Genomic DNA, 23,714 nt, shown 5'->3' with positions numbered 1-23,714 from the left:
GCCTGATTATCGATTGTTTTGTGCGGAGCCCTGATTGCGTTTAGACGCATCCGGAACCAGACGATAAAACGTTTCGCCCGGCTTAGTCATACTGAGTTCGTTGCGTGCGCGCTCCTCAATCGCCTCCTGGCCGCCATTGAGGTCATCAATTTCAGCAAAAAGTTGATCGTTACGCGCCTTAAGTTTGGCGTTTGTTGCCTGCTGTGCCGCGACGTCATCGCTTACCCGGCTATAGTCGTGGAGCCCGTTCTTACCGAACCACAGCGAATATTGCAGCCAGACCAGCAAAGCCAGCAACAGCAGCGTTAGTTTACCCATCCTGCCCCCTGAAAAAACGGCATCATCATCCCATAACTTTCCGCTGGACTCTACTGCGGGGTTTTAATTATGTCGTAAGTTAGCCCATCAGCCATAAAAACAGCAGGCCGAAGATGACCACAACGGTGGCGATAGTGATAACCGTACTATACAGGAGCCTGCCGTTAAACAGGGAGTGCAGCGCAACGCCTACCACGACCGCAACGGGCATCAGCGCCAGGAAGAAGGGCCAGGTATAGAGGAAGAAGAAGAGGGTGTTACCACCGTAGAGTAAAAACGGGATGCCCAGCGCCATTAACCACGCCGCGAAGCCGACAATCGCCCCGGGGAAGGACCAGGTCGTCTCGTCGTCGGCGGATAACGGCTCCGACCCGGTGGTAATCATGTAGTTTTCACTGTTGCGCATAGCTAATCCTGTGACCGTGACTCATCGTTCGGGAAGACAGCTCCCGAACGATACCGTCTCAGGATCTGATAATATCGTCCCGTCTGAGCAGGTCTAATAATTGGCTTACTAAATTTGTTACCAATTGTTGACCTTCCAGATGAATCTCAGGGGATTCAGGCGCTTCGTAAACCGAGTCGATGCCGGTGAAGTTTCGCAGTTCCCCCGCGCGGGCTTTTTTGTACAACCCTTTCGGATCGCGCGCTTCGCAGATCTCCAGCGGCGTATCGACAAACACTTCGATAAAGCGCTCCTGGCCGACGCGCTCGCGCACCATCCGGCGCTCGGCGCGGTGCGGCGAGATAAACGCCGTCAGCACCACCAGCCCGGCCTCCGCCATCAGGCTGGCCACCTCCCCTACGCGACGGATATTCTCTTTACGGTCTTGATCGCTGAAGCCCAAATCGCTGCACAGGCCGTGGCGCACGTTGTCACCATCCAGCAGGTAGGTGCTCACGCCCTGCTGATGCAGCGCCTCTTCCAGCGCGCCCGCCACCGTCGATTTACCGGAGCCGGACAGCCCGGTAAACCACAGCACAACCCCACGGTGGCCGTGGAGCTGTTCGCGCTGGGCGACGGTGACCGGATGAGGATGCCAGACGACGTTCTCATCATGGGCGGCCATTACTTGCCTCCCAGCAGATCGCGTGCGCCCCAGTGCGGGAAGTGCTTACGCACCAGCGCGTTCAGCTCAAGCTCAAAGGCACTGAACTCAGAGGCCACGGTAGCCTGCGCGTTTGGCTCACGAACCATCCCGGCACCGACGGTGACGTTCGTCAGGCGGTCGATAAAGATCATCCCGCCCGTTACCGGATTCTGCTGATACCGATCCAGCACCAGCGGTTCGTCGAAGGTGAGATCCACCAGCCCAATGCCGTTCAGCGGCAGTTCGCTCACCTCGCGCTGGGTCAGGTTGTTGATGTCCACCTGGAACTGAATGCCGTCAACGCGGGCGCGGGTTTTCTTGCCGGCGATTTTGATGTCGTAGCTCTGGCCTGCGGTCAGCGGCTGTTCTGCCATCCATACCACATCCACGGCCGCGCCCTGCACTGCCGCCAGCGTCTCCCGCGCGTCGACCAGCAGATCGCCGCGGCTGATATCAATCTCGTCCTTCAGTACCAGGGTCACCGCTTCGCCTGCCCCGGCCTCTTCCAGATCGCCGTCAAAGGTGACGATACGGGCAATGGCCGATTCCACGCCGGACGGCAGCACCTTCACGCGCTGCCCCACCTTCACCGAGCCGGAGGCAAGGGTGCCCGAGAAGCCGCGGAAATCGAGGTTAGGACGGTTAACGTACTGCACCGGGAAGCGCATCGGCTGAGTATCCACCACGCGCTGGATCTCAACGGTCTCCAGCACATCCAACAGCGTCGGACCGCTGTACCAGGGCAGGTTTGCGCTCTGGGAGGCAACGTTATCCCCTTCCAGCGCCGACAGCGGCACGAAGCGGATATCCAGGCTGCCCGGCAGCTGTTCGGCAAAGGTCAGGTAGCTCTGGCGGATCTCGTCGAACCGCGCTTCGCTGTAGTCCACCAGATCCATTTTGTTCACCGCCACCACCAGGTGTTTGATCCCCAGCAGCGTGGAGATAAAGCTGTGACGACGGGTTTGATCCAGCACGCCCTTGCGCGCGTCGATCAGCAGGATCGCCAGGTCGCAGGTGGACGCGCCGGTCGCCATGTTGCGGGTGTACTGCTCGTGCCCCGGCGTGTCGGCGATAATAAATTTGCGCTTCTCGGTAGAGAAGTAGCGATAGGCCACATCGATGGTGATGCCCTGCTCGCGCTCCGCCTGCAGGCCGTCCACCAGCAGCGCCAGGTCCAGCTTTTCGCCCTGAGTACCGTGACGCTTGCTGTCGTTGTGCAGGGAAGAGAGCTGATCTTCGTAAATCTGACGCGTGTCGTGCAGCAGGCGGCCAATAAGGGTGCTTTTGCCGTCGTCAACGCTGCCGCAGGTCAGAAAACGCAGCAGGCTTTTGTACTGTTGGGCGTGCAGATAAGCTTCCACGCCGCCTTCATCGGCAATTTGTTGGGCAATAGTCGTGTTCATGGCGGCTCCTTAGAAATAACCCTGACGTTTCTTCAGCTCCATGGAGCCGGCCTGGTCGCGGTCAATCACGCGCCCCTGTCGCTCGCTGGTGGTCGACACCAGCATCTCTTCGATAATTTCCGGCAGCGTCTGCGCGCTGGACTCCACCGCGCCGGTCAGCGGCCAGCAGCCGAGGGTACGGAAACGGACCATCTGTTTTTTGATTACCTCGCCCGGCTGTAAATCAATGCGATCGTCGTCGATCATCATCAGCATGCCGTCGCGCTCCAGCACCGGGCGCTCGGCGGCCAGATACAGCGGAACGATCTCAATATTTTCCAGATAGATGTATTGCCAGATATCCAGCTCGGTCCAGTTGGAGAGCGGGAAGACGCGGATGCTTTCGCCCTTGTTGATCTGGCCGTTGTAGTTGTGCCACAGCTCCGGACGCTGGTTTTTTGGGTCCCAGCGGTGGAAGCGGTCGCGGAAGGAGTAGATACGCTCTTTCGCACGGGATTTCTCTTCGTCGCGGCGCGCGCCGCCGAAGGCGGCATCAAAACCGTATTTATTCAGCGCCTGCTTCAGCCCTTCGGTTTTCATGATGTCGGTATGCTTGGCGCTGCCGTGCACGAACGGGTTAATGCCCATCGCCACCCCTTCCGGGTTTTTATGCACCAGCAGCTCGCAGCCGTAGGCTTTGGCGGTACGGTCGCGGAATTCATACATCTCGCGGAATTTCCAGCCGGTATCCACGTGCAGCAGCGGGAACGGCAGCGTACCCGGGTAAAACGCTTTACGCGCCAGGTGCAGCATGACGCTGGAATCTTTACCGATGGAGTACATCATCACCGGGTTAGAGAACTCGGCGGCCACTTCGCGGATAATATGGATACTTTCCGCTTCGAGCTGCCGCAGGTGAGTAAGTCGTTTTTGGTCCATAACCGTTCCTTAAGCCAAATTTATAACAGAAGAACCAAAGCCTTCCGTATCGGTTGTGTGTTGGAACCAGGCGAGGGTGTCGTGCAGCTGCACCACCTCTCCCACCACGATCAGGGCGGGCATAGGGGCATCTTTCGCCAGGATTGCAAGGTTTTGTAACGTGCCGATGGCGACGTGCTGATCGACGCGCGTGCCGCGAGAGATGACGGCAACCGGCGTCGTCGCTTCGCGACCGTGCTGAATAAGCTGTTCGCTGATATCCGCCGCTTTCATCGTGCCCATATAAATCGCCAGGGTTTGTCGGCTCTGGGCAAGATGCGACCAGTCAAACGGCGTGCTGTCGGCTTTGTAGTGCCCGGTCACAAAGGTGACGCTCTGGGCGTAATCGCGGTGGGTCAGCGGAATACCCGCGTAGGCCGTCACGGCTGACGCCGCCGTGATGCCGGGCACCACCTGGAACGGCACGCCCGCCTCGGCGGCCGCCTGGAGTTCTTCGCCTCCGCGACCGAAAATAAACGGGTCGCCCCCCTTTCAGGCGCACCACGGTCTTGCCCGCTTTCGCAGCGGCAATCAGCATCTGGTTGGTATCGTGCTGCGCCACGGAGTGCTCCCCGGCGCGTTTGCCGACGCAAATTTGCTCCGCATCCCGGCGGATCAGCTCGCGCACGCCGTCGGTAACCAGGTGGTCGTAAAACACCACGTCCGCATCCTGCAATACCTGCAACCCGCGCAGGGTCAGCAGCCCGGCATCGCCCGGCCCGGCACCTACCAGAACGATCTCCCCGCCGCCGCTGCCGGGGTTATCCAGTTCGTCCTCGAGAATTTGCTGCGCCGCCGTCTCGTTACCGGCATGCATCAGGCTGGCAAAGCGGCCGCGGAACATACGTTCCCAGAAGCGACGGCGCTCCGTCACGCTGGTCAGACGCGTTTTCAGATGGTTGCGCCAGTAGCTGGCTTTCTCCGCCATGCGGCCGAGGCTGGTCGGCAGCAGCGCTTCAATTTTTTCCCGCAGCACCCGCGCCAGCACCGGCGCAGTGCCGCCGGAGGAGATCGCCACCAGCAGCGGCGAGCGGTCAACAATCGACGGGAAGATAAACGAGCACAGCGGCTGGTCGTCCACCACGTTCACCAGACGGTGACGGGCCTGTGCGGCACCGGAGATGCGCTGGTTAAGCTGACGATTTTCGGTTGCCGCAATAACCAGCACCACGCCGTCGATTTGAGACTCGTCAAAGTCCGCCTCTTCAACATTCAGCACCTGCGCCCCGGCGCGTTGCAGAAACGCGATTTTGCGATCGGCAATTTCGCCCGTACCGACAACCAGTACCGGTCGGTCTTTCAGGGCGGCAAAAAGGGGGAGATAGTCCACAGGCAACAACTCACTAACAATCAGGAATAAGGGGACTATAGGGGGCGGCTTAGATCGAATGAAATTACGAATTGGAATGAGTAGTTACTCAATGGAATAACGCCGTGAAAAAGCAAATATCAAAAAGTGCTTAACACGCGAAATTTCGGGCATTTAAGAGCAATTCAAATTGTGTCTGCCCGGTCACAGTTTCATACTAAGCGGGTTAAAATTTTGCTCTGTTTTTTAAGGGCTCACTATGTTTTCCGCAATGCGCCACCGATGTGCAGCCCTGGCGCTCGGCGTTTGCTTTATTCTTCCGGCTCAGGCAAAAAATCAGTCTTACGGTGAAATAGCCAGTATGCAGGCGCGGCATATTGCGACGGTCTTTCCGGGCCGCATGACCGGCACGCCTGCCGAAATGCTCTCCGCAGACTATATTCGCCAGCAGTTTGCTCTGATGGGCTATCAGAGCGATATTCGCACTTTCCATAGCCGCTATATCTATACCTCACGCAATAATACGCAGAACTGGCACAACGTGACCGGCAGCACGGTGATTGCGGCGCACGAAGGGAAAGCGGCTGAGCAGATTATTATTATGGCGCACCTTGATACCTACGCCCCGCTGAGCGATGCCGACAGCGATAATAACCTCGGCGGGCTGACGCTACAGGGGCTGGACGACAATGCGGCGGGGCTGGGGGTGATGCTTGAGCTGGCCGAACGTCTGAAGAATATCCCGACGAAATACGGTATCCGCTTTGTGGCAACCAGCGGCGAAGAAGAGGGCAAACTCGGTGCTGAGAATCTCCTTAAACGCATGAGCGCTGAGGAGAAGAAAAATACGCTGCTGGTGATTAACCTCGATAATCTGATCGTCGGCGATAAGCTCTATTTTAACAGCGGACAGAGCACGCCGAGCAGCGTGCGTAAACTCACCCGCGACCGCGCGCTGGCGCTTGCCCGTGCGCACGGCGTTTATGCCGCGACAAACCCGGGCGGTAATCCGGATTATCCAAAAGGCACTGGCTGCTGTAATGACGGGGAAGTGTTTGATAAAGCCGGTATTCCGGTGCTTTACGTCGAGGCGACCAACTGGGCGCTGGGCAAAAAAGATGGCTATCAGCAGCGCAGCAAATCAAAAGCGTTCCCGGACGGAACCAGCTGGCATGATGTGAGGCTGGATAATCAACAGCATATAGACAGCGCGCTGCCGCAGCGGATTGAACACCGCAGCCGCGACGTGGTGAAAGTAATGCTGCCGCTGGTGAAGGAGCTGGCGAAAGCGGGGAAAGCGTAGAGCGGTATTTTCCCCTCACCCCAACCCTCTCCCCAAAGGGGCGAGGGAGAAAAGACGGCTCCGGGCGATCCCCTCTCCCCTTTGGGGAGAGGGTTAGGGTGAGGGGGTGGATAAGGAATTACCCTTCGTGCAGCCCGCACTCGCGCTTGAGCCCAAAGAATCGCGTCTCTTCTTCCGCCATCCCCGGTTCCCATTTACGCGTGGTGTGGGTATCACCGACCGACAAATAGCCCTGATCCCACAGCGGATGGTATTTCAGACCGTGTTTTTGCAGGTACTGATACACCGTCCGGTTGTCCCAGTCGATAATCGGCAACACTTTAAACACGCCGCGCTGCACCGCCAGCACCGGTAGCGTCGCGCGGCTTCCGGACTGCTCGCGGCGAAGGCCGGCAAACCAGGTCTGGGCGTTCAGCTCTTTCAGCGCGCGGTTCATCGGCTCGACTTTGTTGATCTCATTGTATTTCTCAATGCCCTCAACACCCTGCTCCCACAGCTTGCCGTAACGCGCCTCCTGCCAGGCCGCGCTTTCCGTCGCGCGGTAGACCTTCAGGTTCAGCCCGAGCCTGTCCGTCAGCTCGTCGATAAACTGGTAGGTTTCCGGGAACAGGTAGCCGGTATCGGTGAGGATCACCGGTATGTCCGGACGGATCTGATTCACCAGATGCAGGCTTACCGCCGCCTGAATGCCAAAGCTCGAGGAGAGCACATAGTCACCCGGCAGGTTTTCCAGCGCCCAGGCCACGCGCCCTTCGGCGTCGAGCTTTTCCAGCCGGGCGTTGGTTTCTGCCAGTGCCAGAATACGTTCGACTTTTGGCAGTTCATTAAGGGCGTTTAGATCGAGTACGGACATAATTACCTCTCGTGGTTACTCCCAGAAATCCCTTGCAGGATCGAGCACCGGGCGAATAATGCCCGCACGCACCGTAAAGTCGCCGAAGCCTTCACCCGCTTCGCGCTCTTTTGCCCAGCGCCCGACAAGCACGTCGATGGAATCGAGAATTTCCGGCTCGGTGATGTTCTCGCGGAACATACGCGGAATACGCGTGCCGATGCGGTTGCCGCCCAGATGCAGGTTGTAGCGACCCGGCGCTTTCCCCACCAGCCCCAGCTCGGCGAGCATCGCGCGCCCGCAGCCGTTTGGACAGCCGGTAACGCGCATAACAATATGCTCGTCCGGAATGCCGTGTTTTTCCAGAATCGCCTCCACCTTATCGGTGAACGACGGCAGGAAACGCTCTGCTTCGGCCATCGCCAGCGGGCAGGTCGGGAACGAGACGCAGGCCATCGAGTTTTCACGCTGCGGCTTCACCGCATTCATCAGCCCGTGCTCGAGCGCCAGCGCCTCAATTTTCGCCTTTTCGCTTTCCGGCACGCTGGCCACGATCAGGTTCTGGTTAGCGGTAATGCGGAATTCGCCTTTGTGGATCTTCGCGATTTCCAGCAGGCCGGTTTTCAGCGGACGGCCCGGGTAATCCAGAATACGTCCGTTTTCGATAAACAGCGTCAGGTGCCAGTTATTATCGATGCCTTTCACCCAGCCAATGCGATCGCCGCGACCGGTGAATTCGTAAGGGCGGATCGGCTCAAACTTGATCCCCGCGCGACGCTCCACTTCTTCCTTGAAGGTCTCTACGCCCACGCGCTCAAGCGTGTACTTGGTTTTCGCGTTTTTACGGTCGGCACGGTTCCCCCAGTCGCGCTGGGTAGTAACCACCGCTTCCGCCACGGCCAGCGTGTGCTCCAGCGGCAGGAAGCCGAATTCGCTCGCGGTACGGGCGTAGGTCTTCTTGTTACCGTGCTCGATGGACAGGCCGCCGCCCACCAGCAGGTTAAAGCCGATGAGCTTGCCGTTTTCGGCAATCGCCACGAAGTTCATGTCGTTGGCGTGCAGATCGATATCGTTCTGCGGCGGGATCACCACCGTAGTTTTAAACTTACGCGGCAGGTAGGTCTGGCCGAGGATCGGCTCTTCGTCCGTGGTCGCGACTTTCTCCTGATCGAGCCAGATCTCCGCATAGGCGCGGGTGCGCGGCAGCAGGTGCTCGGAGATCTTCTTCGCCCACTCATAGGCTTGCGCGTGAAGCTCGGACTCGTACGGGTTCGAGGTGCACAGCACGTTACGGTTCATGTCGTTGGCGGTCGCCAGCGCGTCCAGGCCAACGGAGTGCAGCATCTGGTGAACCGGCTTCACGTTCTTCTTCAGAATGCCGTGGAACTGGAAGGTCTGACGGTTGGTCAGACGTATGCTGCCGTAAATGGTATTGTCCTGGGCAAACCTGTCGATCGCCTGCCACTGTGTCGTGGTGATGACCCCACCCGGCAGACGGCAGCGCAGCAGCATCGCGTGACGCGGCTCCAGCTTCTGTTCAGCACGTTCGGCGCGGATATCGCGGTCGTCCTGCTGATACATGCCGTGGAAGCGGATCAGCAGGAAGTTGTCGCCTTTAAAGCCGCCGGTCAGACCGTCATTTAAATCTTCGGCAATGGTACCGCGCAGGTAGTTGCTCTCTACCTTCATGCGCTCGGCATCAGACAGTTTGCCTTCGACCACCAGTGGGCCAGGGTGTTTTTCGCTCATTAGTAGACATCTCGCTGATAACGGCGCTCTACGCGCAGCTCACTTAAAAATTCATCCGCCGCTTCGGCATCCATACCGCCGAATTCGGCAATCACTTCCAGCAACGCCTGCTCGACGTCCTTCGCCATACGACTGGCGTCGCCGCAGACATAAATGTGGGCACCGTCATTGATCCAGCGCCACAGCTCTGCGCCCTGTTCGCGCAGTTTGTCTTGTACGTATACTTTTTCTTTCTGATCGCGGGACCAGGCCAGATCGATGCGGGTCAGCACGCCCTCTTTCACATAGCGCTGCCACTCAACCTGGTAGAGGAAATCTTCCGTAAAGTGCGGGTTGCCGAAGAACAGCCAGTTCTTGCCCGGCGCCTCGTCTGCCGCACGCTGCTGCATAAAGGCGCGGAACGGTGCAATGCCGGTGCCGGGGCCAATCATAATGACCGGCGTTTCCGGGTTCGCCGGCAGGCGGAAGTTATCGTTATGCTCGATAAAGACGCGCACGTCGCCCTCTTCTTCCACGCGGTCGGCCAGGAAGCTCGATGCCCCACCCGCACGCGCGCGGCCTTCGATATCGTAACGCACCACCCCGACGGTGACGTGGACTTCGTTTTCCACTTCAGCCTGCGAGGAGGCGATGGAATAAAGGCGCGGCGTGAGCGGGCGCAGCAGGCCGATCAGCGCGTCGGCGTCCAGCTGTGCCGGAGAGAAACGCACCATGTCGACAATCGGCGTTGTCGCCGCGTAATGCTGCAGCTTCGCCTTATCCCCAACCAGCGGCAGGAGGGACTCGCTGCGGGTTAGGGTGGCGTAGTTTTCAACGATGTTGGCGGTGTTCACCGTCAGTTCAAAATGCCACTGGAGCGCTTCGGAGAGCGGCAGCGTTTTGCCCTCCACCTGAACCGGCTCCGTGCCTTTCAGCCACAGCAGCTCGACCAGTTCTTGCACCAGCGCCGGATCGTTCTGATACCAGACGCCCAGCGCATCGCCGGGCTGGTAACGCAGGCCGGACTCGCCGAGATCGATTTCGATATGGCGCACGTCTTTTTCCGAATCGCGGCCCGTGATTTTCTGGTTCACCGACAGGCTCGCCGTCAGCGGTGCCTCTTTGGTGTATGGGCTGGAGTGGATCGCGTTGACGGTGCCGGCTGCGGTAACGGCGGCCTGCGCCGGGGTCTCTTTCGGCACGCGGGCTTTCAGCACCTCAACGATGCGCGCGCGCCATTCAGCGGCGGCAGCCTGGTATTCCACATCAGCGTCCACGCGGTCCAGCAGGCGTTCAGCGCCCAGCTCCGCCAGCCTGCTGTCGAAGTCTTTACCGGACTGGCAGAAAAATTCATAGGACGTATCGCCGAGGCCAAACACGGCAAACGCGGTGCCTTCAAGCTTTGGCGCTTTTTTCGAGAACAGGAACTTATGCAGCGCGACGGCCTCTTCCGCAGGCTCACCTTCTCCCTGCGTCGAGGCAACCACCACCAGCAGCTTTTCTGACGCGATTTGTTTGAATTTATAATCCCCGGCGTTCACCAGGTTTACGTTCAGCTTCGCGGCGAGCAGGTCATCACGCAGCGCTTCGGCCACGCGGCGGGCATTACCCGTCTGCGAAGCAGAGATAAGCGTGATGGCAGGAATTTCAACGGCAGCTGGCGGTACGCCAGCCACGGCGCCCGGCTGCTGGTTTAGCATTCCCCAGAAATAGCCGGAGACCCAGGCGAGCTGGGTAGGTGAAAAATCGGATGTCGCGGCCTGTAGGCGCGCCAGCTGCTCCGGGTTCAGGGGAAGCAAATTTGAAGGTGGGGCCTGTGTTGTCATGCGTCGTTATGTTCCAGTAGCAAAGCGGACTTTAAGCGAATAAATCCAAACTGAAGATAAGGTTAACGGCGGGGATAATAACAATTAAAGAAGGGTTGGAAATAATAAATAACCAAATGGACTAACCTGTTTTAGCTATCGTTCTTAACGATAAAAGTGATTAAATAACTGCATGATATACAACAAAAAACATCCATAAACGCTCTGAATACGGTGCGCGAGACGTTCAGAGCCGTTTTAGTTAATGATAAAAATTGTGCTTTCCGGTACTATGCGGCGGTTTTTTCCGCATTCCTGAGAGCTATGATGTCCACCACACTGTTTAAAGATTTCACCTTCGAAGCCGCACACCACCTTCCGCACGTTCCTGCCGGGCATAAATGTGGCCGCCTGCATGGGCACTCGTTCATGGTGCGTCTTGAGATTACGGGTGAAGTCGATCCCCATACCGGTTGGATCATGGACTTCGCCGAACTGAAAGCCGCGTTTAAGCCAACCTACGATCGTCTTGACCACTTCTATCTGAATGAGATCCCGGGCCTTGAAAATCCGACCAGCGAAGTGCTGGCGAAATGGATCTGGGATCAGATGAAGCCGCTGGTGCCGCTGCTGAGCGCGGTGATGATCAAAGAGACCTGCACGGCAGGCTGCATCTACCACGGGGAGTGAATCTCCTCCGCGTCGTCTTCACGAGACACGATCGGCGTAAACTCGTAGAGCACCAGCGCGTTACTCTCCAGTAATTCAGTCAGCTGCCAGCCGTCATAAAGGCGTTCATCGCGTACGGAAAGCGTTGGACGCGCTTTATGCCCTATCCAGCACCACACCTCTTCGTCAGGGCCGCTTTCGCTGCCGACGCCTTCAAGCAAAGGATAGAGCGCCCCGTTATACCGATCGAAAAGATGGCATTTAATGCGCCATTTCCCGCGCATTCCCTTCAGGTGTAAATGATACTGCTGGCGAAAACGCTGGATGAAGGCTTCTTCACTGGAAAGCAGCGGATTAAAAACCACCACGTTACGCAGCAACAGCTGGTAGCCATTCAGATGTCGCGTAAGCAGAACTCGCCCGTCATTGACCAGCACCTCGCCCCGCAGGCGCTGCCAGAGCCAGAGCACCCAGTAAACCGGACGCGGCAGGCCGTGGTTATACTGTAGCGCCAGGCTTGATGTATCGATGGTGTTGTTCGCACGGGCTTCCCCCTGAAGACCCGAATTTAGCCAGAATCCCGCCAGCCAGACCAGCTCCGAAAGCCCGAGCAGGTTCTGCATCAGCAGCGCCCCCCGAAAAAACCAGCCGTTTGTCGCCCGCGTGCTTCCGGTGAGGGTATTCCAGGAGAGAAGCCAGACTGGAAGCGAACGTTTGTGCAGGCGAAGGGCGGCGAGGATCTGGCGGATCTTCAGTATCGGGTAATTTTCCGTCGAGGAGAGATCGGCAGGCTCCGGCTGCGCGGGATCGAGAAGCTCGTTGGCATCGGCGGAACAGGCAAGAAAATCGGCCTGCATCAGGATGGCTGAACGGAACAGGGGGTCGTCGCCCACGCCCGCGCTGACGGGGGCAAACCGGTGCCATAAGCCAAACTTTGCCTGCGGAAGAAAGGTTTGTATTACCTCACGCTGCGCCAGCCAGACCTGCTCCCGGGTCTCCTCACTCGCCTGTGATGACCAGTGCATGACGAAGTGCCAGCCCGCGGCGATCTCTGGCGAAAAATGATTGACTGACTGTTGTAAAAAGCGGGTAAGAAGATCGCGACGGGTCGTTACGCCGGTGTGCAGCAGCACCGTCCACCGCTTTTTTGCCAGCCAGGTGAAGAGCTGATGCAGATTGTACCAGCAGGCGTAGCCCGCCATCTGCGGGTCATCCCAGCCGGTGGCAAACAGACGGCTGCTTAGAAAAGGCTCGGCGATATCAATTCCCTCAATGGGAATGGCCTTGTTTATCTCCTCAAGACTATGACGAACGTCCTCACGCAGCAAATCGTCGAGCTCACGCAGGGTAATGACCACCCGCATACGGCGCAGCGAGGTGGAGAGAGGTTTAAGCTGCTCAAGATCCAGCCTCTGCTCCTGCTGCGGATGAACGACGAGCGGCGAGGCTCCCCAGCCGCGCGTCACCGGGTCATTGAGCAGGCTAAACAGCTTATCCACCGCCACCGGATAGCGCTGCTCACGCCCGTCCGCACGTGCGCGCGCGGCCTCCGGGTGCTGGCGTCGGGTCTTACGAAACTCGCCCGGGGACATATTGTGAACGCGCCGAAACCGATCGCTCATCATACGCGTGCTGGCGAAACCCTGCTCAAGCGCAATCTGGTGCAGCGGCCGATTCGTCAGACGGAGGGCGTCAGCCGCCTTTTCCAGCCGCAGGGTGGTGATGTACTGCATGAAGCCGATCCCCACCTCCTTTCGAAAGAGACGAGAGAGCCAGGCTTCAGAGACGTATTCACTCGCGGCGATTTCCGCAAGCGTAATACGGCGGGAATAGCTGGCATCGATCCGCTCTATTACCCGGGCGATGCGCCTGCTGTGCGCGGTGGAACGTTCACGGGGCGCCAAACGGGCGGGCTGCTGAAAGCGGCTGGTCAGCAGCAGCAAAATCTCGCTCAGCCAGCGGTACGCCTCCAGCCGGTAGCGGCGCGGATCGTTGATGAGCGTGACCACAAGAAGCTGGCGCAACAGATCGCGAAGCGCATCGCACTGGGGCCAGACGCCTCCGGCTTCAACCGGTACCGCATAATCATGGGCAAAAAAATCTTTGCAGAGCTGGACGACCCAGCGCCCGGAAAGGGTTACGCGCAGGGTGACGTTTGCCGTTTCGCTCGTAAACTGCCAGCGCCGGTGACGGTTTATGATGGTAAGGGAATTGGCCTCCAGCACTTCACGTCCCGCATCGGTGCTCAGCTCTGCCCGCCCTTCCAGCACCCAGAGCAGCGTTAGCGTATCGCCTTCATCCACCACGCAGTGGCGAATGTCCTGAATCTCTACCCAAAATTCATCTCCCCGCTGCTCCATCTTATCCCTCACCAAAGACAAATAATGACCTGCTCTTTTTTGTCATAACTGAATTGTATGAAAAACAATCAAAACAAAACCGTCGCTTTACAACAAAAAAGTGCATTTTCAGGCGGTACGATCGTCATAGACTCGAAATTATCACCGTTTGGCAGAAAAAGGATAACAAAAATGACACATCCAATTATTGAAGCCCTGCGTGGCAACGAAGCCAGGTTCACGGAATTACGCCGCTATTTTCATCAGCACCCTGAAACGGGTTTTGAGGAGCATAACACCAGCGATCGCGTTGCGGCGCTGCTCCAGGAATGGGGGTATGAGGTCCATCGCGGCCTGACGAAAACCGGCGTGGTCGGCACGCTGAAGGTGGGGAACGGACACGGGCGCCTGGGCCTGCGTGCCGATATGGATGCACTGCCAATGCAGGAAAACAGCGGCAAGGCATGGAGCAGTACCGTTGAGGGTAAATTCCACGGCTGCGGCCATGATGGCCACACCACTACGCTGCTGTATGCAGCGGAGTACCTGGCACGCACCCGCAATTTTAACGGCACGCTACACCTTATTTTTCAGCCCGCGGAGGAGCTTCTGTATGGTGGACGCGTTATGGTAGAGGACGGTCTGTTTGACCTGTTCCCCTGCGACCATATTTTTGGCCTGCACAATATGCCGTCACAGCCCCTCGGAAAAATTGGTCTGCGCGATGGCGCCATGATGGCCTCTTCCGACACCCTTCATATTGAGGTTAACGGCGTGGGTGGTCACGGTGCGGTGCCGGAACATACGGTTGACGCTACCCTGGTTGCCTGTCATATCACCATCGCTTTGCAGTCAATTGTTTCACGCAATATCACCCCTTTTCAGCCTGCCGTCGTTACCGTAGGCAGCATTCAGGCCGGGCACGCGCCCAACATTATCAACGACAAAGTATTGATGAAGCTGACCGTGCGCACGCTGGACGAAAGCGTGCGGCAGACCGTGCTACAGCGCATCCATGATATTGCCGTTGCACAGGCGGAAAGCTTCAATGCGACGGCCACCATCCGTCACGTTAACGGCAGCCCGGTGCTGAAAAACAATCCGCAAGCCAATGAGATGGTGCGCAGCGTCGCCACCGATCTGTTCGGTCAGGATGCGGTCGCGGAGGTTAACGCGTTTATGGGCAGCGAGGACTTTGCCTTTATGCTCGAGAAAAATCCAAACGGATGCTATTTCACCCTTGGCGCCGGGGATGAGCCTGACCGCTGCATGGTACATAACCCGGGCTACGACTTTAACGACACGATTCTCCTTACCGGCGCGGCGCTTTGGGCCGCACTGACCGAACGCTATCTGCGCTGATTCGCACCTTCCCGGGAGGGCTGCATTATGAGTACCGTTTCCCTGACAGGCACATCCGCCTACGCCGGTAACGATCGGCTGCTGGCGGGTATCGTCATGAGCGTTCTGACATTCTGGCTGTTTGCCCAGTCGGTTATCAACGTTGTTCCGGCCATGCAGAATAGCCTCGATATTGCCCTCGAAACCCTTACGCTGGCCGTCAGCCTGAGCGCGCTGTTCAGCGGCTGTTTTGTCGTGGCCTGCGGTGGGTTTGCCGATAAGTTTGGCCGCATGCGCCTGACCGTAATTGGCCTGATCCTGAGCATTATTGGGAGCGGCCTGCTGTTCATTTCCTGGGAGCCCGTCCTGTTTCTGCTGGGAAGGGCAATTCAGGGCCTGTCAGCGGCCTGCATCATGCCCGCCACGCTGGCGCTAATTAAGACCTGGTATGAAGGTAAAGCACGCCAGCGCGCCATCAGCTTCTGGGTTATCGGTTCATGGGGCGGGAGCGGCCTGAGCGCGTTTGTCGGAGGCGCCATCGCTACCACGCTGGGCTGGCGCTGGATTTTTATTTTATCGATGGCGGTAGCCCTGGCCGCGCTATTGCTTATCCGCGCCACCCCGGAAAGCCGCAGTCCCGATGCAGGTCAACACAAGCTGGATATCAGCGGCCTGGCCAGCTTTGTCCTTATGCTGGTGCTATTCAATCTGTTTATAAGCAAAGGACACGCCTGGGGGTGGAGCAGTAGCTTATCGCTTCTCGTGCTGTGTGGAGCCGTGACTGCGTTGATGTGCTTTGTCATTACCGGACGACGCAAAGGCGATGCGGCGCTGATCGACTTTGCCCTGTTTAAAAACCGGGCCTACAGCGCCTCGGTATTCTCAAATTTCCTGCTCAACGGCTGCATTGGCACCATGATGATCGCCAGCATCTGGCTGCAGCACGGCCATCATCTGTCACCGCTACAGACCGGCATGATGACGCTGGGGTATCTGGTAACCGTGCTGGCGATGATCCGGGTGGGTGAAAAACTGCTTCAGCGCTATGGCGCCAGGCTGCCGATGATGACTGGACCGCTGCTGACCGCAACGGGTATTACGCTGATTTCATGCACCTTCTTAAGCAAAGAGGTCTACATTGTCACCGTTTTTCTGAGCAATATTTTATTCGGGCTGGGGCTCGGGTGTTACGCCACGCCCTCAACGGACACGGCGGTGATGAATGCCCCTGAAAACAAGGTGGGTGTGGCTTCTGGGATCTATAAGATGGGCAGTTCCCTGGGCGGAGCGATGGGGATCGCGGTCACCGCATCGCTGTACGCGCTATGGCTGCCGGTGGGAACGGCCAGCGCCGCGCAGTATGCCTTACTGTTCAACAGTGCGATTTGCCTTGGGTCGGCCGTAGTGACCTGGGCCTTACTGCCACCATCAAAAGCCCCGCGATAGGCGGGGCCACGGCAGTATCAGGCAATGTTCAGATATTTGTGCGTCTGCATCGACAGCCGCCAGTTGCGGGCGATGCAGGTTTCAATGCACAGGCGGGTTGCATCGTCTTTCTGGCTGATCGGCTGTAAAGCGATAACCCGCTGCTTTTCGTCCTTCAGCGTCGCCAGCAGTTCATCCAGCGCTTCGATATCGCGCACGCGCCCCACGGGATGCTTAATCTCATCAGCACGCTCCAGCGCCTGAGACAGCACGTCATAGCCGCCGCGCATGTTAACCTTTGGCGACACCGTTACCCAGGTTGAGTGGGAGCAGCGCACTTCATGGGTGCCGCTGGTTTCGATCTGGCAGCTATAGCCGTTTTTTTCGAGCAGGTCGGTAAGCGGCATCAGATCGTGAATGCACGGTTCACCACCGGTGATCACCACGTGACGCGCCGTCCAGCCCTGGCGACCAATAATGGCAAGCAGATCTTCTGCACTGCCCGCGCCCCACTTATCGCTCTCTTTGGTTTTCGCCAGGATACTAAACAGCGACACTTCCCGATCGGCGAGTTTATCCCACGTATGTTTGGTGTCACACCAGGCACAGCCAACCGGGCATCCCTGCAGGCGAATGAAAATAGCGGGAACGCCGGTAAAGTAACCCTCGCCTTGCAGGGTCTGGAACATCTCGTTAATCGGGTACTGCATAGTCATCTCAGTTAAGGGGATAAACGATAAGTATCGCAGATCCCTGCCGGATGGTCATGCTCCATCGGTGCTTTGCGCGCCTATCGCCGCCATAAAACGCCCGGTAATTTGCTGTGGCCGGGTGATCGCGCCCCCGACAACGACCGTATGCGCCCCTAGCGCCAGGCATCTTGCCGCACGCTCGGGGGTGTCCACGTTGCCTTCGGCAATCACCGGAACCGAAACGGCTGCCAGCACCGCTTTCAGGAACGCGCAGTCATTCTCCGGAAGCGAATGGCCCGCCGTTTCCGCCGTATAGCCGTAAAGCGTGGTCCCGATGCAGTCAAACCCAAGCGCCTGCGCGGTCACGGCCTCCTGCACGGAGGAAATATCTGCCATCAGCAGCAGCGAAGGGTAACGGTCGCGAACCTGCGCGATCAGCGCTTCCAGAGACTCCCCGCCGGGACGCCTGCGGGCGGTGGCATCCAGCGCGATGAGCTCCGGCGCGACCGCCATCAGCTCATCCACCTCCTTCATCGTCGCGGTGATAAACACCTCGCTCCCCGGGTAGTCCCGCTTGATAATGCCGATGACCGGCAGCGAGACCAGCCCTTTGATGGCCTCGATGTCCACCACGCTGTTGGCGCGGATCCCGGCGGCACCGCCCTGCGCCGCCGCCAGCGCCATTCGGGACATAATAAACGGGCTGTGTAAGGGTTCGTTTTCCAGCGCCTGACAGGAGACGACCAGCTTTCCCTTCAGGGTATCCAGTACGGTTTTCATTACGATAAAATCTCTTCCACTTCGTTTTTGATAATTGTGACGTGCGGGCCATAAATGACCTGAACCCCGTTACCGCGCACGATGACGCCGCGCGCGCCGGTTGCCTTCAGTACCGCTTCACTGACTTTGCTACCATCCCTTACCGTGACGCGAAGGCGCGTGGCGCAGCAATCAACGTCATCCAGGTTTTCTCTGCCGCCAAGCCCGGCTATCACCGCCGCGGCGCGCTCGCTTTGCGGCAAGGTATTCGCGTCAGCCACCGCCTCCTTTTCACGGCCCGGCGTGGCGAAATCAAAGCGGTTGATCAGATAGCGGAAGGTGAAGTAGTAAAGGAAGAACCACGGCACGCCCACCAGCGGGACGAACATCCAGTTGGTTTTAGCCTCCCCCTGAAGAATGCCGAACAGCACGAAGTCAATGAAGCCGCCGGAGAACGTCTGTCCGATGGTGATGTGCAGCACGTGCGTCAGCATAAATGCCAGACCGTCAAACAGCGCATGAATGACGTAAAGCACCGGCGCGATAAACAGGAATGAGAACTCGATGGGTTCGGTAATGCCCGTCAGGAAAGAGGTTAACGCCGCTGAAAGCAGCAGCCCCGCTACGCGCTTTTTATTCTCTGGTTTTGCCGTGTGGTACATCGCAAGGCAGGCACCGAGCAGGCCAAACATCATCGTAATAAAGCGCCCGGACATGAAGCGCGACGTGCCCTCATAGAAGTGCTGCGTGCTCGGGTCGGCGAGCTGGGCGAAGAAGATCCGCTGCGTGCCCTCTACCAGATGGCCGTTGACGATTTCACTGCCGCCGAGCGCGGTGGTCCAGAACGGCAAATAAAAGATGTGGTGCAGGCCAAACGGGCCAAGCATGCGCAGGATGAAGCCGTACAGCAGGGTGCCCAGATAGCCGGTGGCATCTACCAGTCCGCCGAGGCCAAAGATCAGCTTCTGGAAATGCGGCCAGACGACGGTCATGAGGGCCCCGACGAGTATCGCCGCCAGCGAGCTGATAATCGGCACAAAGCGCGAGCCGCCAAAGAAGCCCAGAAATTGCGGAAGCGCGATTTTGTTAAACCGATGGTGCAGCGCGCAGGTCACAAGGCCAATCACCACGCCGCCAAACACGCCGGTTTCCAGCGTCTGAATGCCCAGCGTCATCCCCTGCCCCACGGCCCCCGGATTTTCCGGGGCCAGCTTTCCGGTCAGGATCAGCAGGGCGTTGATGGTGGCGTTCATTACCAGAAACGCGAGCAGAGCCGCCAGACCCGCCGTGCCTTTATCATTTTTAGCTAACCCGACGGCAACCCCAACGGCGAACAGCACGGAAAGGTTCGCAAACACAATCGACCCCGCACTGCTCATGATGGTGAAGATGGCCTGAAGCCAGCCAACGTTTAAGAAGGGATAGGCCGTAAGGGTATTGGGATTTGACAACGCTCCGCCAATTCCCAGTAAAAGCCCCGCCGCCGGCAAAACGGCGATGGGCAACATAAAGGATTTGCCGAAGCGCTGCGCTTTTTCAAACCATCCGCCGGAAGAAGCTCCGCTGAACATTTGCATCATTTTTTTCATCCCCTGGTGTAATGATGAAAATTTTTACCATATAAATAATATAAAGTGAAAATTATCATCAAAAAACAGGGGGAGGATCATACTTTTTCGAAATCACTGGCATCCCTCCCCTGCTTTCCGCCACACTAGTCGGCAGAGAAACGCATTAAGGATCTAGCATGTCAGACCATGAAAACCTGCTGCTGAAGTTACGCCAGGAGGCTTCCGGGTATAGCCCTACGCAACAGAAACTGGGGGAGTTTGTTCTCAGCGATCCTGCCCGTGTGCTGTACCTGACGATCACCGAGCTGGCGCGCGAAAGTCAGACCAGCGAGGCCAGCGTGACGCGCCTGTGCCGGACGCTCGGCTGTAAGGGATATAACGAATTTAAAATGGCGCTGGCGCTGGATATTCAGCAGGGCCAGCCCGCTCGTCAGGCCGGGGATGAAATTGATAACGTAGTGGATGAGTCGGTGCAGGCCCTGCAGGATACGGCCCGGCTGCTCGACAGAGCGCTGCTGGAAAAGGCCGCGCAGGCGCTGCATCAGGCGCGGTCGGTACAGATTTACGGGGTGGCCGCCAGCGCGATCCTTGGTGAGTATCTGCATTACAAGCTGTTGCGGCTGGGCAAACCCGCGCAGCTGTTCAGCGATATGCATCGCGCGGCCATGAATGCGGCAACGCTCTCAGACGAGACGCTGGTGGTCGCTATCTCAAGTTCGGGCTCAACCCGCGATTTACTCCACGTCGTGAAGCTTGCCCGCAAGCGCGGCGTGCAGGTGCTGGCGCTCAGCAATACGCCGCGCAGCCCGCTGGCTTCCCTGAGCGATATGCAGCTGGTTGCGGCAAAACCAGAGGGGCCGCTGAGCGCGGGCGCGCTCAATGCCAAAGTTGGGGTCATGCTGCTGATCGAGCTGCTTACCACCTCCCTTATTGCCATTGACGGCCGTTACGGCGAGGTGAGTCAGCAAACGGCCAGCGCGACGCTGCCGCTTCTGTTATAGAAAACAAAAAACCCGCCGAAGCGGGTTTTTTTATTGAAACGAAAGCTCAGGCTTATGCCTGACCTTTGATCTCTTTACGACCGTTGTATGGTGCTTTTTCGCCCAGCGCTTCTTCGATACGAATCAGCTGGTTGTATTTAGCAACGCGGTCAGAACGGCTCATAGAACCAGTTTTGATCTGGCCTGCTGCGGTACCTACAGCCAGGTCAGCGATGGTTGCATCTTCAGTTTCGCCAGAACGGTGAGAGATAACAGCGGTGTAGCCAGCGTCTTTCGCCATTTTGATCGCAGCCAGGGTTTCGGTCAGAGAACCGATCTGGTTGAATTTGATCAGGATGGAGTTAACGATGCCTTTCTCGATGCCTTCTTTCAGGATCTTGGTGTTGGTTACGAACAGATCGTCACCAACCAGCTGGATTTTGTCGCCCAGTACTTTGGTCTGGTATGCGAAACCATCCCAGTCAGACTCGTCCAGACCGTCTTCGATAGAAACGATTGGGTACTGTTTGGTCAGGTCTTCCAGGAAGTGAGTGAACTCTTCGGAGGTGAACGCTTTGTTGCCTTCGCCAGCCAGAACGTATTTACCGTCTTTGTAGAATTCAGATGCTGCGCAGTCCATCGCCAGAGTGATGTCTTTGCCCAGCTCGTAGCCTGCTGCTTTAACCGCTTCAGCGATAACAGCCAGTGCTTCTGCGTTAGAACCCAGGTTTGGCGCGTAGCCACCTTCGTCACCAACGGCAGTGTTCATGCCTTTAGCTTTCAGAACTTTAGCCAGGTTGTGGAACACTTCAGAACCCATACGTACTGCTTCTTTCAGGGTTTTCGCGCCAACTGGCTGAATCATGAATTCCTGAATATCAACGTTGTTGTCTGCGTGCTCACCACCGTTGATGATGTTCATCATTGGTACAGGCATGGAGTATTTGCCTGGGGTGCCGTTCAGTTCAGCGATGTGCTCGAACAGTGGCATACCTTTAGCAGCCGCTGCTGCTTTGGCGTTCGCCAGGGAAACCGCCAGGATTGCGTTCGCACCGAAGTTAGATTTGTTTTCAGTACCGTCCAGATCGATCATGATCTTGTCGATGCCAGCCTGATCTTTGGCATCTTTGCCAACGATAGCCTGAGCAATAGGACCGTTAACAGCGCCAACCGCTTTCAGTACGCCTTTGCCCATGAAACGGGATTTGTCGCCGTCACGCAGTTCCAGCGCTTCGCGGGAACCAGTAGAAGCACCTGATGGAGCAGCTGCCATACCGACGAAACCACCTTCCAGATGAACTTCGGCTTCAACGGTCGGGTTACCACGGGAGTCGATGATTTCACGACCGATGACTTTAACGATTTTGGACATTAGATTTTCCTCAGTACAAGTTAAACTAAAACTCCAGACAAACAACGCGTACCAGGGGTACGCGTTGCCGTTCTAACTTTTTTTACTTCGCCTGGCGCTTCTGGTACTCGCTGGCGGCTTTCACGAAGCCTGCAAACAGCGGATGTCCGTCACGCGGCGTTGAAGTAAATTCCGGGTGGAATTGGCAGGCAACGAACCACGGATGGTTAGGCACCTCGATGATCTCGACTAACTGATCGTCCCCGGAGCGGCCAGCAACACGCAGACCCGCCGCTTCAATTTGTTTCAACAACATGTTGTTGACTTCATAGCGGTGACGATGGCGCTCGGTGATGACCGGCTCGCCGTAAAGCTTGCGAACCACGCTATCGTCGGACAGCTGGCAGGCCTGTGCGCCAAGACGCATGGTGCCACCCAGATCGCTCTTCTCGGTACGGACTTCGACGTTACCGTCTTCGTCGCGCCATTCCGTAATCAGCGCCACTACAGGGTACTTACAGTCTGGCACAAATTCCGTAGAGTTCGCGTTTTCCATTCCCGCTACGTTGCGCGCAAATTCAATCAGCGCAACCTGCATACCCAGGCAGATCCCGAGGTATGGAATATTGTTTTCACGCGCATAGCGTGCAGTGGCGATCTTGCCCTCAACACCACGGTAGCCGAAGCCGCCAGGGATGAGAATAGCGTCCAGATCTTTCAGAATTTCGACGCCGCGCGTTTCAACATCCTGCGAATCAATCAGCTTGATGTTAACGGAGACGCGATTCTTCAGACCACCGTGCTTCAGCGCTTCGATAACTGACTTATAGGCGTCCGGCAGTTCAATGTACTTACCGACCATACCGATAGTCACTTCACCGCCCGGATTGGCTTCTTCGTAAATCACCTGTTCCCATTCAGACAGGTTAGCTTCCGGACAGTTCAAGCTGAATCGTTTACAAATATAATCGTCCAGACCCTGTGATTTCAACAGGCCCGGGATTTTATAAATGGAATCGACATCTTTCATTGAAATAACGGCTTTTTCAGGCACGTTACAGAACAATGCAATTTTCGCACGTTCGTTCGCCGGAATCGCGCGATCGGAACGGCAAACCAGGATGTCAGGCTGAATACCGATGGAAAGCAGCTCTTTAACAGAGTGCTGGGTCGGTTTGGTTTTCACTTCACCCGCTGCCGCCATGTAAGGCACCAGCGTCAGGTGCATGAACAGCGCGTGCTCACGACCAATATCTACCGCCAGCTGACGAATCGCTTCGAGGAACGGCAGGGATTCGATATCCCCAACGGTACCGCCGATTTCAACCAGCACAACGTCATGCCCTTCGCCACCGGCAAGAACACGTTCTTTAATGGCGTTGGTGATGTGGGGGATAACCTGCACGGTTGCGCCCAGGTAGTCACCACGGCGCTCTTTACGCAGAACGTCAGAGTAGATACGGCCAGTCGTAAAGTTGTTACGACGGGTCATTTTGGTACGGATGAAACGCTCGTAGTGGCCAAGATCCAGATCGGTTTCAGCGCCGTCTTCAGTAACGAACACTTCCCCGTGTTGGGTTGGGCTCATGGTGCCAGGATCGACGTTAATATACGGATCCAGTTTCATCATGGTCACATTGAGGCCACGGGCTTCAAGAATGGCTGCGAGGGAGGCTGCGGCAATGCCTTTACCCAGAGAGGATACGACCCCGCCGGTCACAAAAATATAGTTCGTTGTCATGCTGAACCTGAGAAGTTAGGGTGAAACGATGGAATAACCAGGACGGGAAAGTAGTATACCCGAACACGGCGAGCGCCACAAACTTTCATTCTCCGTCTCC

At 57.3% G+C, this 23,714-nt stretch carries 19 protein-coding genes and 1 pseudogene; 5 read left to right on the top strand and 15 right to left on the bottom strand.

Annotated features, from left to right (window positions below; all coding sequences use genetic code 11):
- Positions 1–6 precede the first annotated feature (6 nt).
- The 6 genes and pseudogenes from ftsB to cysG all read right to left on the bottom strand — a co-directional run bounded on the left by ftsB (position 7) and on the right by cysG (position 5,099).
- Entirely contained in the window at positions 7–318 is a 312-nt protein-coding gene (gene ftsB / locus HWQ14_RS09880) for a cell division protein FtsB (RefSeq protein ID WP_003862095.1), read from the bottom strand.
- 79 nt (positions 319–397) lie between these two features.
- Positions 398–724 carry a DUF3561 family protein gene (locus HWQ14_RS09875; protein ID WP_176609609.1) on the bottom strand — a complete coding sequence of 109 codons (327 nt, stop codon included), beginning with the start codon at positions 722–724 and terminating at the stop codon, positions 398–400.
- A gap of 58 nt (positions 725–782) precedes the next feature.
- A complete protein-coding gene (gene cysC, locus HWQ14_RS09870; RefSeq protein WP_176609608.1) occupies positions 783–1,388 on the bottom strand; it encodes an adenylyl-sulfate kinase in 606 nt (201 codons plus the stop codon).
- Positions 1,388–2,812, bottom strand: coding sequence for a sulfate adenylyltransferase subunit CysN (gene cysN / locus HWQ14_RS09865; RefSeq protein ID WP_176609607.1), 1,425 nt, complete (start codon positions 2,810–2,812; stop codon positions 1,388–1,390). Before cysN ends, cysC begins: the two co-directional genes overlap by 1 nt.
- Before the next feature lie 9 nt (positions 2,813–2,821).
- Complete coding sequence (gene cysD / locus HWQ14_RS09860) at positions 2,822–3,730, bottom strand: sulfate adenylyltransferase subunit CysD (RefSeq protein WP_006811770.1); 909 nt, start codon at positions 3,728–3,730, stop codon at positions 2,822–2,824.
- A gap of 9 nt (positions 3,731–3,739) precedes the next feature.
- A pseudogene (gene cysG / locus HWQ14_RS09855) lies at positions 3,740–5,099 on the bottom strand (siroheme synthase CysG).
- A 238-nt stretch (positions 5,100–5,337) separates the two neighbouring features.
- On the opposite strand from cysG, the gene HWQ14_RS09850 reads away from it, so the two are divergent.
- On the top strand, positions 5,338–6,381 hold the full coding sequence (locus tag HWQ14_RS09850) for an aminopeptidase (protein WP_176609606.1): 1,044 nt from the start codon (positions 5,338–5,340) through the stop codon (positions 6,379–6,381).
- Positions 6,382–6,499: 118 nt separating this feature from the next.
- Here HWQ14_RS09850 and cysH read toward each other — a convergent pair whose 3' ends face one another.
- Genes cysH through cysJ form a run of 3 tightly spaced genes read right to left on the bottom strand, consistent with a single transcriptional unit; the run spans position 6,500 to position 10,767 of the window.
- Positions 6,500–7,234 carry a phosphoadenosine phosphosulfate reductase gene (gene cysH / locus HWQ14_RS09845; RefSeq protein ID WP_176609605.1) on the bottom strand — a complete coding sequence of 245 codons (735 nt, stop codon included), beginning with the start codon at positions 7,232–7,234 and terminating at the stop codon, positions 6,500–6,502.
- A 15-nt stretch (positions 7,235–7,249) separates the two neighbouring features.
- Positions 7,250–8,962 (bottom strand): assimilatory sulfite reductase (NADPH) hemoprotein subunit, encoded by a 1,713-nt coding sequence (gene cysI / locus HWQ14_RS09840; protein WP_176609604.1) that lies wholly within the window; start codon positions 8,960–8,962, stop codon positions 7,250–7,252.
- Positions 8,962–10,767 carry an NADPH-dependent assimilatory sulfite reductase flavoprotein subunit gene (gene cysJ / locus HWQ14_RS09835; protein WP_176609603.1) on the bottom strand — a complete coding sequence of 602 codons (1,806 nt, stop codon included), beginning with the start codon at positions 10,765–10,767 and terminating at the stop codon, positions 8,962–8,964. The genes cysI and cysJ overlap by 1 nt, the downstream gene beginning before the upstream one ends.
- Before the next feature lie 303 nt (positions 10,768–11,070).
- Between cysJ and queD the strand changes: the two genes are divergently transcribed.
- Positions 11,071–11,436 carry a 6-carboxytetrahydropterin synthase QueD gene (gene queD / locus HWQ14_RS09830; RefSeq protein WP_176609602.1) on the top strand — a complete coding sequence of 122 codons (366 nt, stop codon included), beginning with the start codon at positions 11,071–11,073 and terminating at the stop codon, positions 11,434–11,436.
- Here queD and HWQ14_RS09825 read toward each other — a convergent pair.
- On the bottom strand, positions 11,421–13,775 hold the full coding sequence (locus tag HWQ14_RS09825; protein ID WP_176609601.1) for a helix-turn-helix domain-containing protein: 2,355 nt from the start codon (positions 13,773–13,775) through the stop codon (positions 11,421–11,423). The genes queD and HWQ14_RS09825 overlap by 16 nt on opposite strands.
- A gap of 171 nt (positions 13,776–13,946) precedes the next feature.
- On the opposite strand from HWQ14_RS09825, the gene HWQ14_RS09820 reads away from it, so the two are divergent.
- Entirely contained in the window at positions 13,947–15,116 is a 1,170-nt protein-coding gene (locus tag HWQ14_RS09820; protein ID WP_176609600.1) for a M20 aminoacylase family protein, read from the top strand.
- Positions 15,117–15,143: 27 nt separating this feature from the next.
- A complete protein-coding gene (locus HWQ14_RS09815) occupies positions 15,144–16,541 on the top strand; it encodes an MFS transporter (RefSeq protein ID WP_176609599.1) in 1,398 nt (465 codons plus the stop codon).
- 17 nt (positions 16,542–16,558) lie between these two features.
- Here HWQ14_RS09815 and queE read toward each other — a convergent pair whose 3' ends face one another.
- The 3 genes from queE to HWQ14_RS09800 are packed head-to-tail and all read right to left on the bottom strand — an operon-like array spanning position 16,559 to position 19,551.
- Complete coding sequence (gene queE / locus HWQ14_RS09810; protein WP_148421203.1) at positions 16,559–17,230, bottom strand: 7-carboxy-7-deazaguanine synthase QueE; 672 nt, start codon at positions 17,228–17,230, stop codon at positions 16,559–16,561.
- Between the two features lie 54 nt (positions 17,231–17,284).
- Positions 17,285–17,992 carry an N-acetylmannosamine-6-phosphate 2-epimerase gene (locus HWQ14_RS09805; protein ID WP_176609598.1) on the bottom strand — a complete coding sequence of 236 codons (708 nt, stop codon included), beginning with the start codon at positions 17,990–17,992 and terminating at the stop codon, positions 17,285–17,287.
- Positions 17,992–19,551: a PTS transporter subunit EIIC gene (locus HWQ14_RS09800; protein ID WP_176609597.1), complete on the bottom strand. Its 1,560-nt coding sequence runs from the start codon at positions 19,549–19,551 to the stop codon at positions 17,992–17,994. The genes HWQ14_RS09805 and HWQ14_RS09800 overlap by 1 nt, the downstream gene beginning before the upstream one ends.
- A gap of 167 nt (positions 19,552–19,718) precedes the next feature.
- Here HWQ14_RS09800 and HWQ14_RS09795 point away from each other — a divergent pair, with 167 nt between their 5' ends.
- Positions 19,719–20,543: a MurR/RpiR family transcriptional regulator gene (locus HWQ14_RS09795; RefSeq protein ID WP_148421197.1), complete on the top strand. Its 825-nt coding sequence runs from the start codon at positions 19,719–19,721 to the stop codon at positions 20,541–20,543.
- A 52-nt stretch (positions 20,544–20,595) separates the two neighbouring features.
- On the opposite strand, the gene eno is transcribed toward HWQ14_RS09795, so the two are convergent.
- Positions 20,596–21,894 (bottom strand): phosphopyruvate hydratase, encoded by a 1,299-nt coding sequence (gene eno / locus HWQ14_RS09790; protein WP_006811784.1) that lies wholly within the window; start codon positions 21,892–21,894, stop codon positions 20,596–20,598.
- Positions 21,895–21,976: 82 nt separating this feature from the next.
- Positions 21,977–23,614, bottom strand: a complete 1,638-nt coding sequence (pyrG, locus tag HWQ14_RS09785; protein ID WP_003862718.1) for a glutamine hydrolyzing CTP synthase — start codon at positions 23,612–23,614, stop codon at positions 21,977–21,979.
- Positions 23,615–23,714: the final 100 nt, after the last annotated feature.

This window comes from Enterobacter cloacae (assembly GCF_013375935.1).
Classification (GTDB): Bacteria; Pseudomonadota; Gammaproteobacteria; order Enterobacterales; family Enterobacteriaceae; genus Enterobacter; species Enterobacter pasteurii.
This window is presented reverse-complemented; position numbering and strand designations above follow the sequence as displayed.

Bases quoted from the DNA above. Each gene is read 5' to 3' on its own strand.
- queD (WP_176609602.1), top strand. From the start codon at position 11,071: ATGATGTCCACCACACTGTTTAAAGATTTCACCTTCGAAGCCGCACAC.
- HWQ14_RS09800 (WP_176609597.1), bottom strand. From the start codon at position 19,551: ATGATGCAAATGTTCAGCGGAGCTTCTTCCGGCGGATGGTTTGAAAAA.
- HWQ14_RS09875 (WP_176609609.1), bottom strand. From the start codon at position 724: ATGCGCAACAGTGAAAACTACATGATTACCACCGGGTCGGAGCCGTTA.
- HWQ14_RS09805 (WP_176609598.1), bottom strand. From the start codon at position 17,992: ATGAAAACCGTACTGGATACCCTGAAGGGAAAGCTGGTCGTCTCCTGT.
- HWQ14_RS09825 (WP_176609601.1), bottom strand. From the start codon at position 13,775: ATGGAGCAGCGGGGAGATGAATTTTGGGTAGAGATTCAGGACATTCGC.
- cysJ (WP_176609603.1), bottom strand. From the start codon at position 10,767: ATGACAACACAGGCCCCACCTTCAAATTTGCTTCCCCTGAACCCGGAG.
- cysC (WP_176609608.1), bottom strand. From the start codon at position 1,388: ATGGCCGCCCATGATGAGAACGTCGTCTGGCATCCTCATCCGGTCACC.
- ftsB (WP_003862095.1), bottom strand. From the start codon at position 318: ATGGGTAAACTAACGCTGCTGTTGCTGGCTTTGCTGGTCTGGCTGCAA.
- HWQ14_RS09815 (WP_176609599.1), top strand. From the start codon at position 15,144: ATGAGTACCGTTTCCCTGACAGGCACATCCGCCTACGCCGGTAACGAT.
- queE (WP_148421203.1), bottom strand. From the start codon at position 17,230: ATGCAGTACCCGATTAACGAGATGTTCCAGACCCTGCAAGGCGAGGGT.
- cysD (WP_006811770.1), bottom strand. From the start codon at position 3,730: ATGGACCAAAAACGACTTACTCACCTGCGGCAGCTCGAAGCGGAAAGT.
- HWQ14_RS09850 (WP_176609606.1), top strand. From the start codon at position 5,338: ATGTTTTCCGCAATGCGCCACCGATGTGCAGCCCTGGCGCTCGGCGTT.
- HWQ14_RS09795 (WP_148421197.1), top strand. From the start codon at position 19,719: ATGTCAGACCATGAAAACCTGCTGCTGAAGTTACGCCAGGAGGCTTCC.
- cysI (WP_176609604.1), bottom strand. From the start codon at position 8,962: ATGAGCGAAAAACACCCTGGCCCACTGGTGGTCGAAGGCAAACTGTCT.
- pyrG (WP_003862718.1), bottom strand. From the start codon at position 23,614: ATGACAACGAACTATATTTTTGTGACCGGCGGGGTCGTATCCTCTCTG.
- HWQ14_RS09820 (WP_176609600.1), top strand. From the start codon at position 13,947: ATGACACATCCAATTATTGAAGCCCTGCGTGGCAACGAAGCCAGGTTC.
- cysN (WP_176609607.1), bottom strand. From the start codon at position 2,812: ATGAACACGACTATTGCCCAACAAATTGCCGATGAAGGCGGCGTGGAA.
- eno (WP_006811784.1), bottom strand. From the start codon at position 21,894: ATGTCCAAAATCGTTAAAGTCATCGGTCGTGAAATCATCGACTCCCGT.
- cysH (WP_176609605.1), bottom strand. From the start codon at position 7,234: ATGTCCGTACTCGATCTAAACGCCCTTAATGAACTGCCAAAAGTCGAA.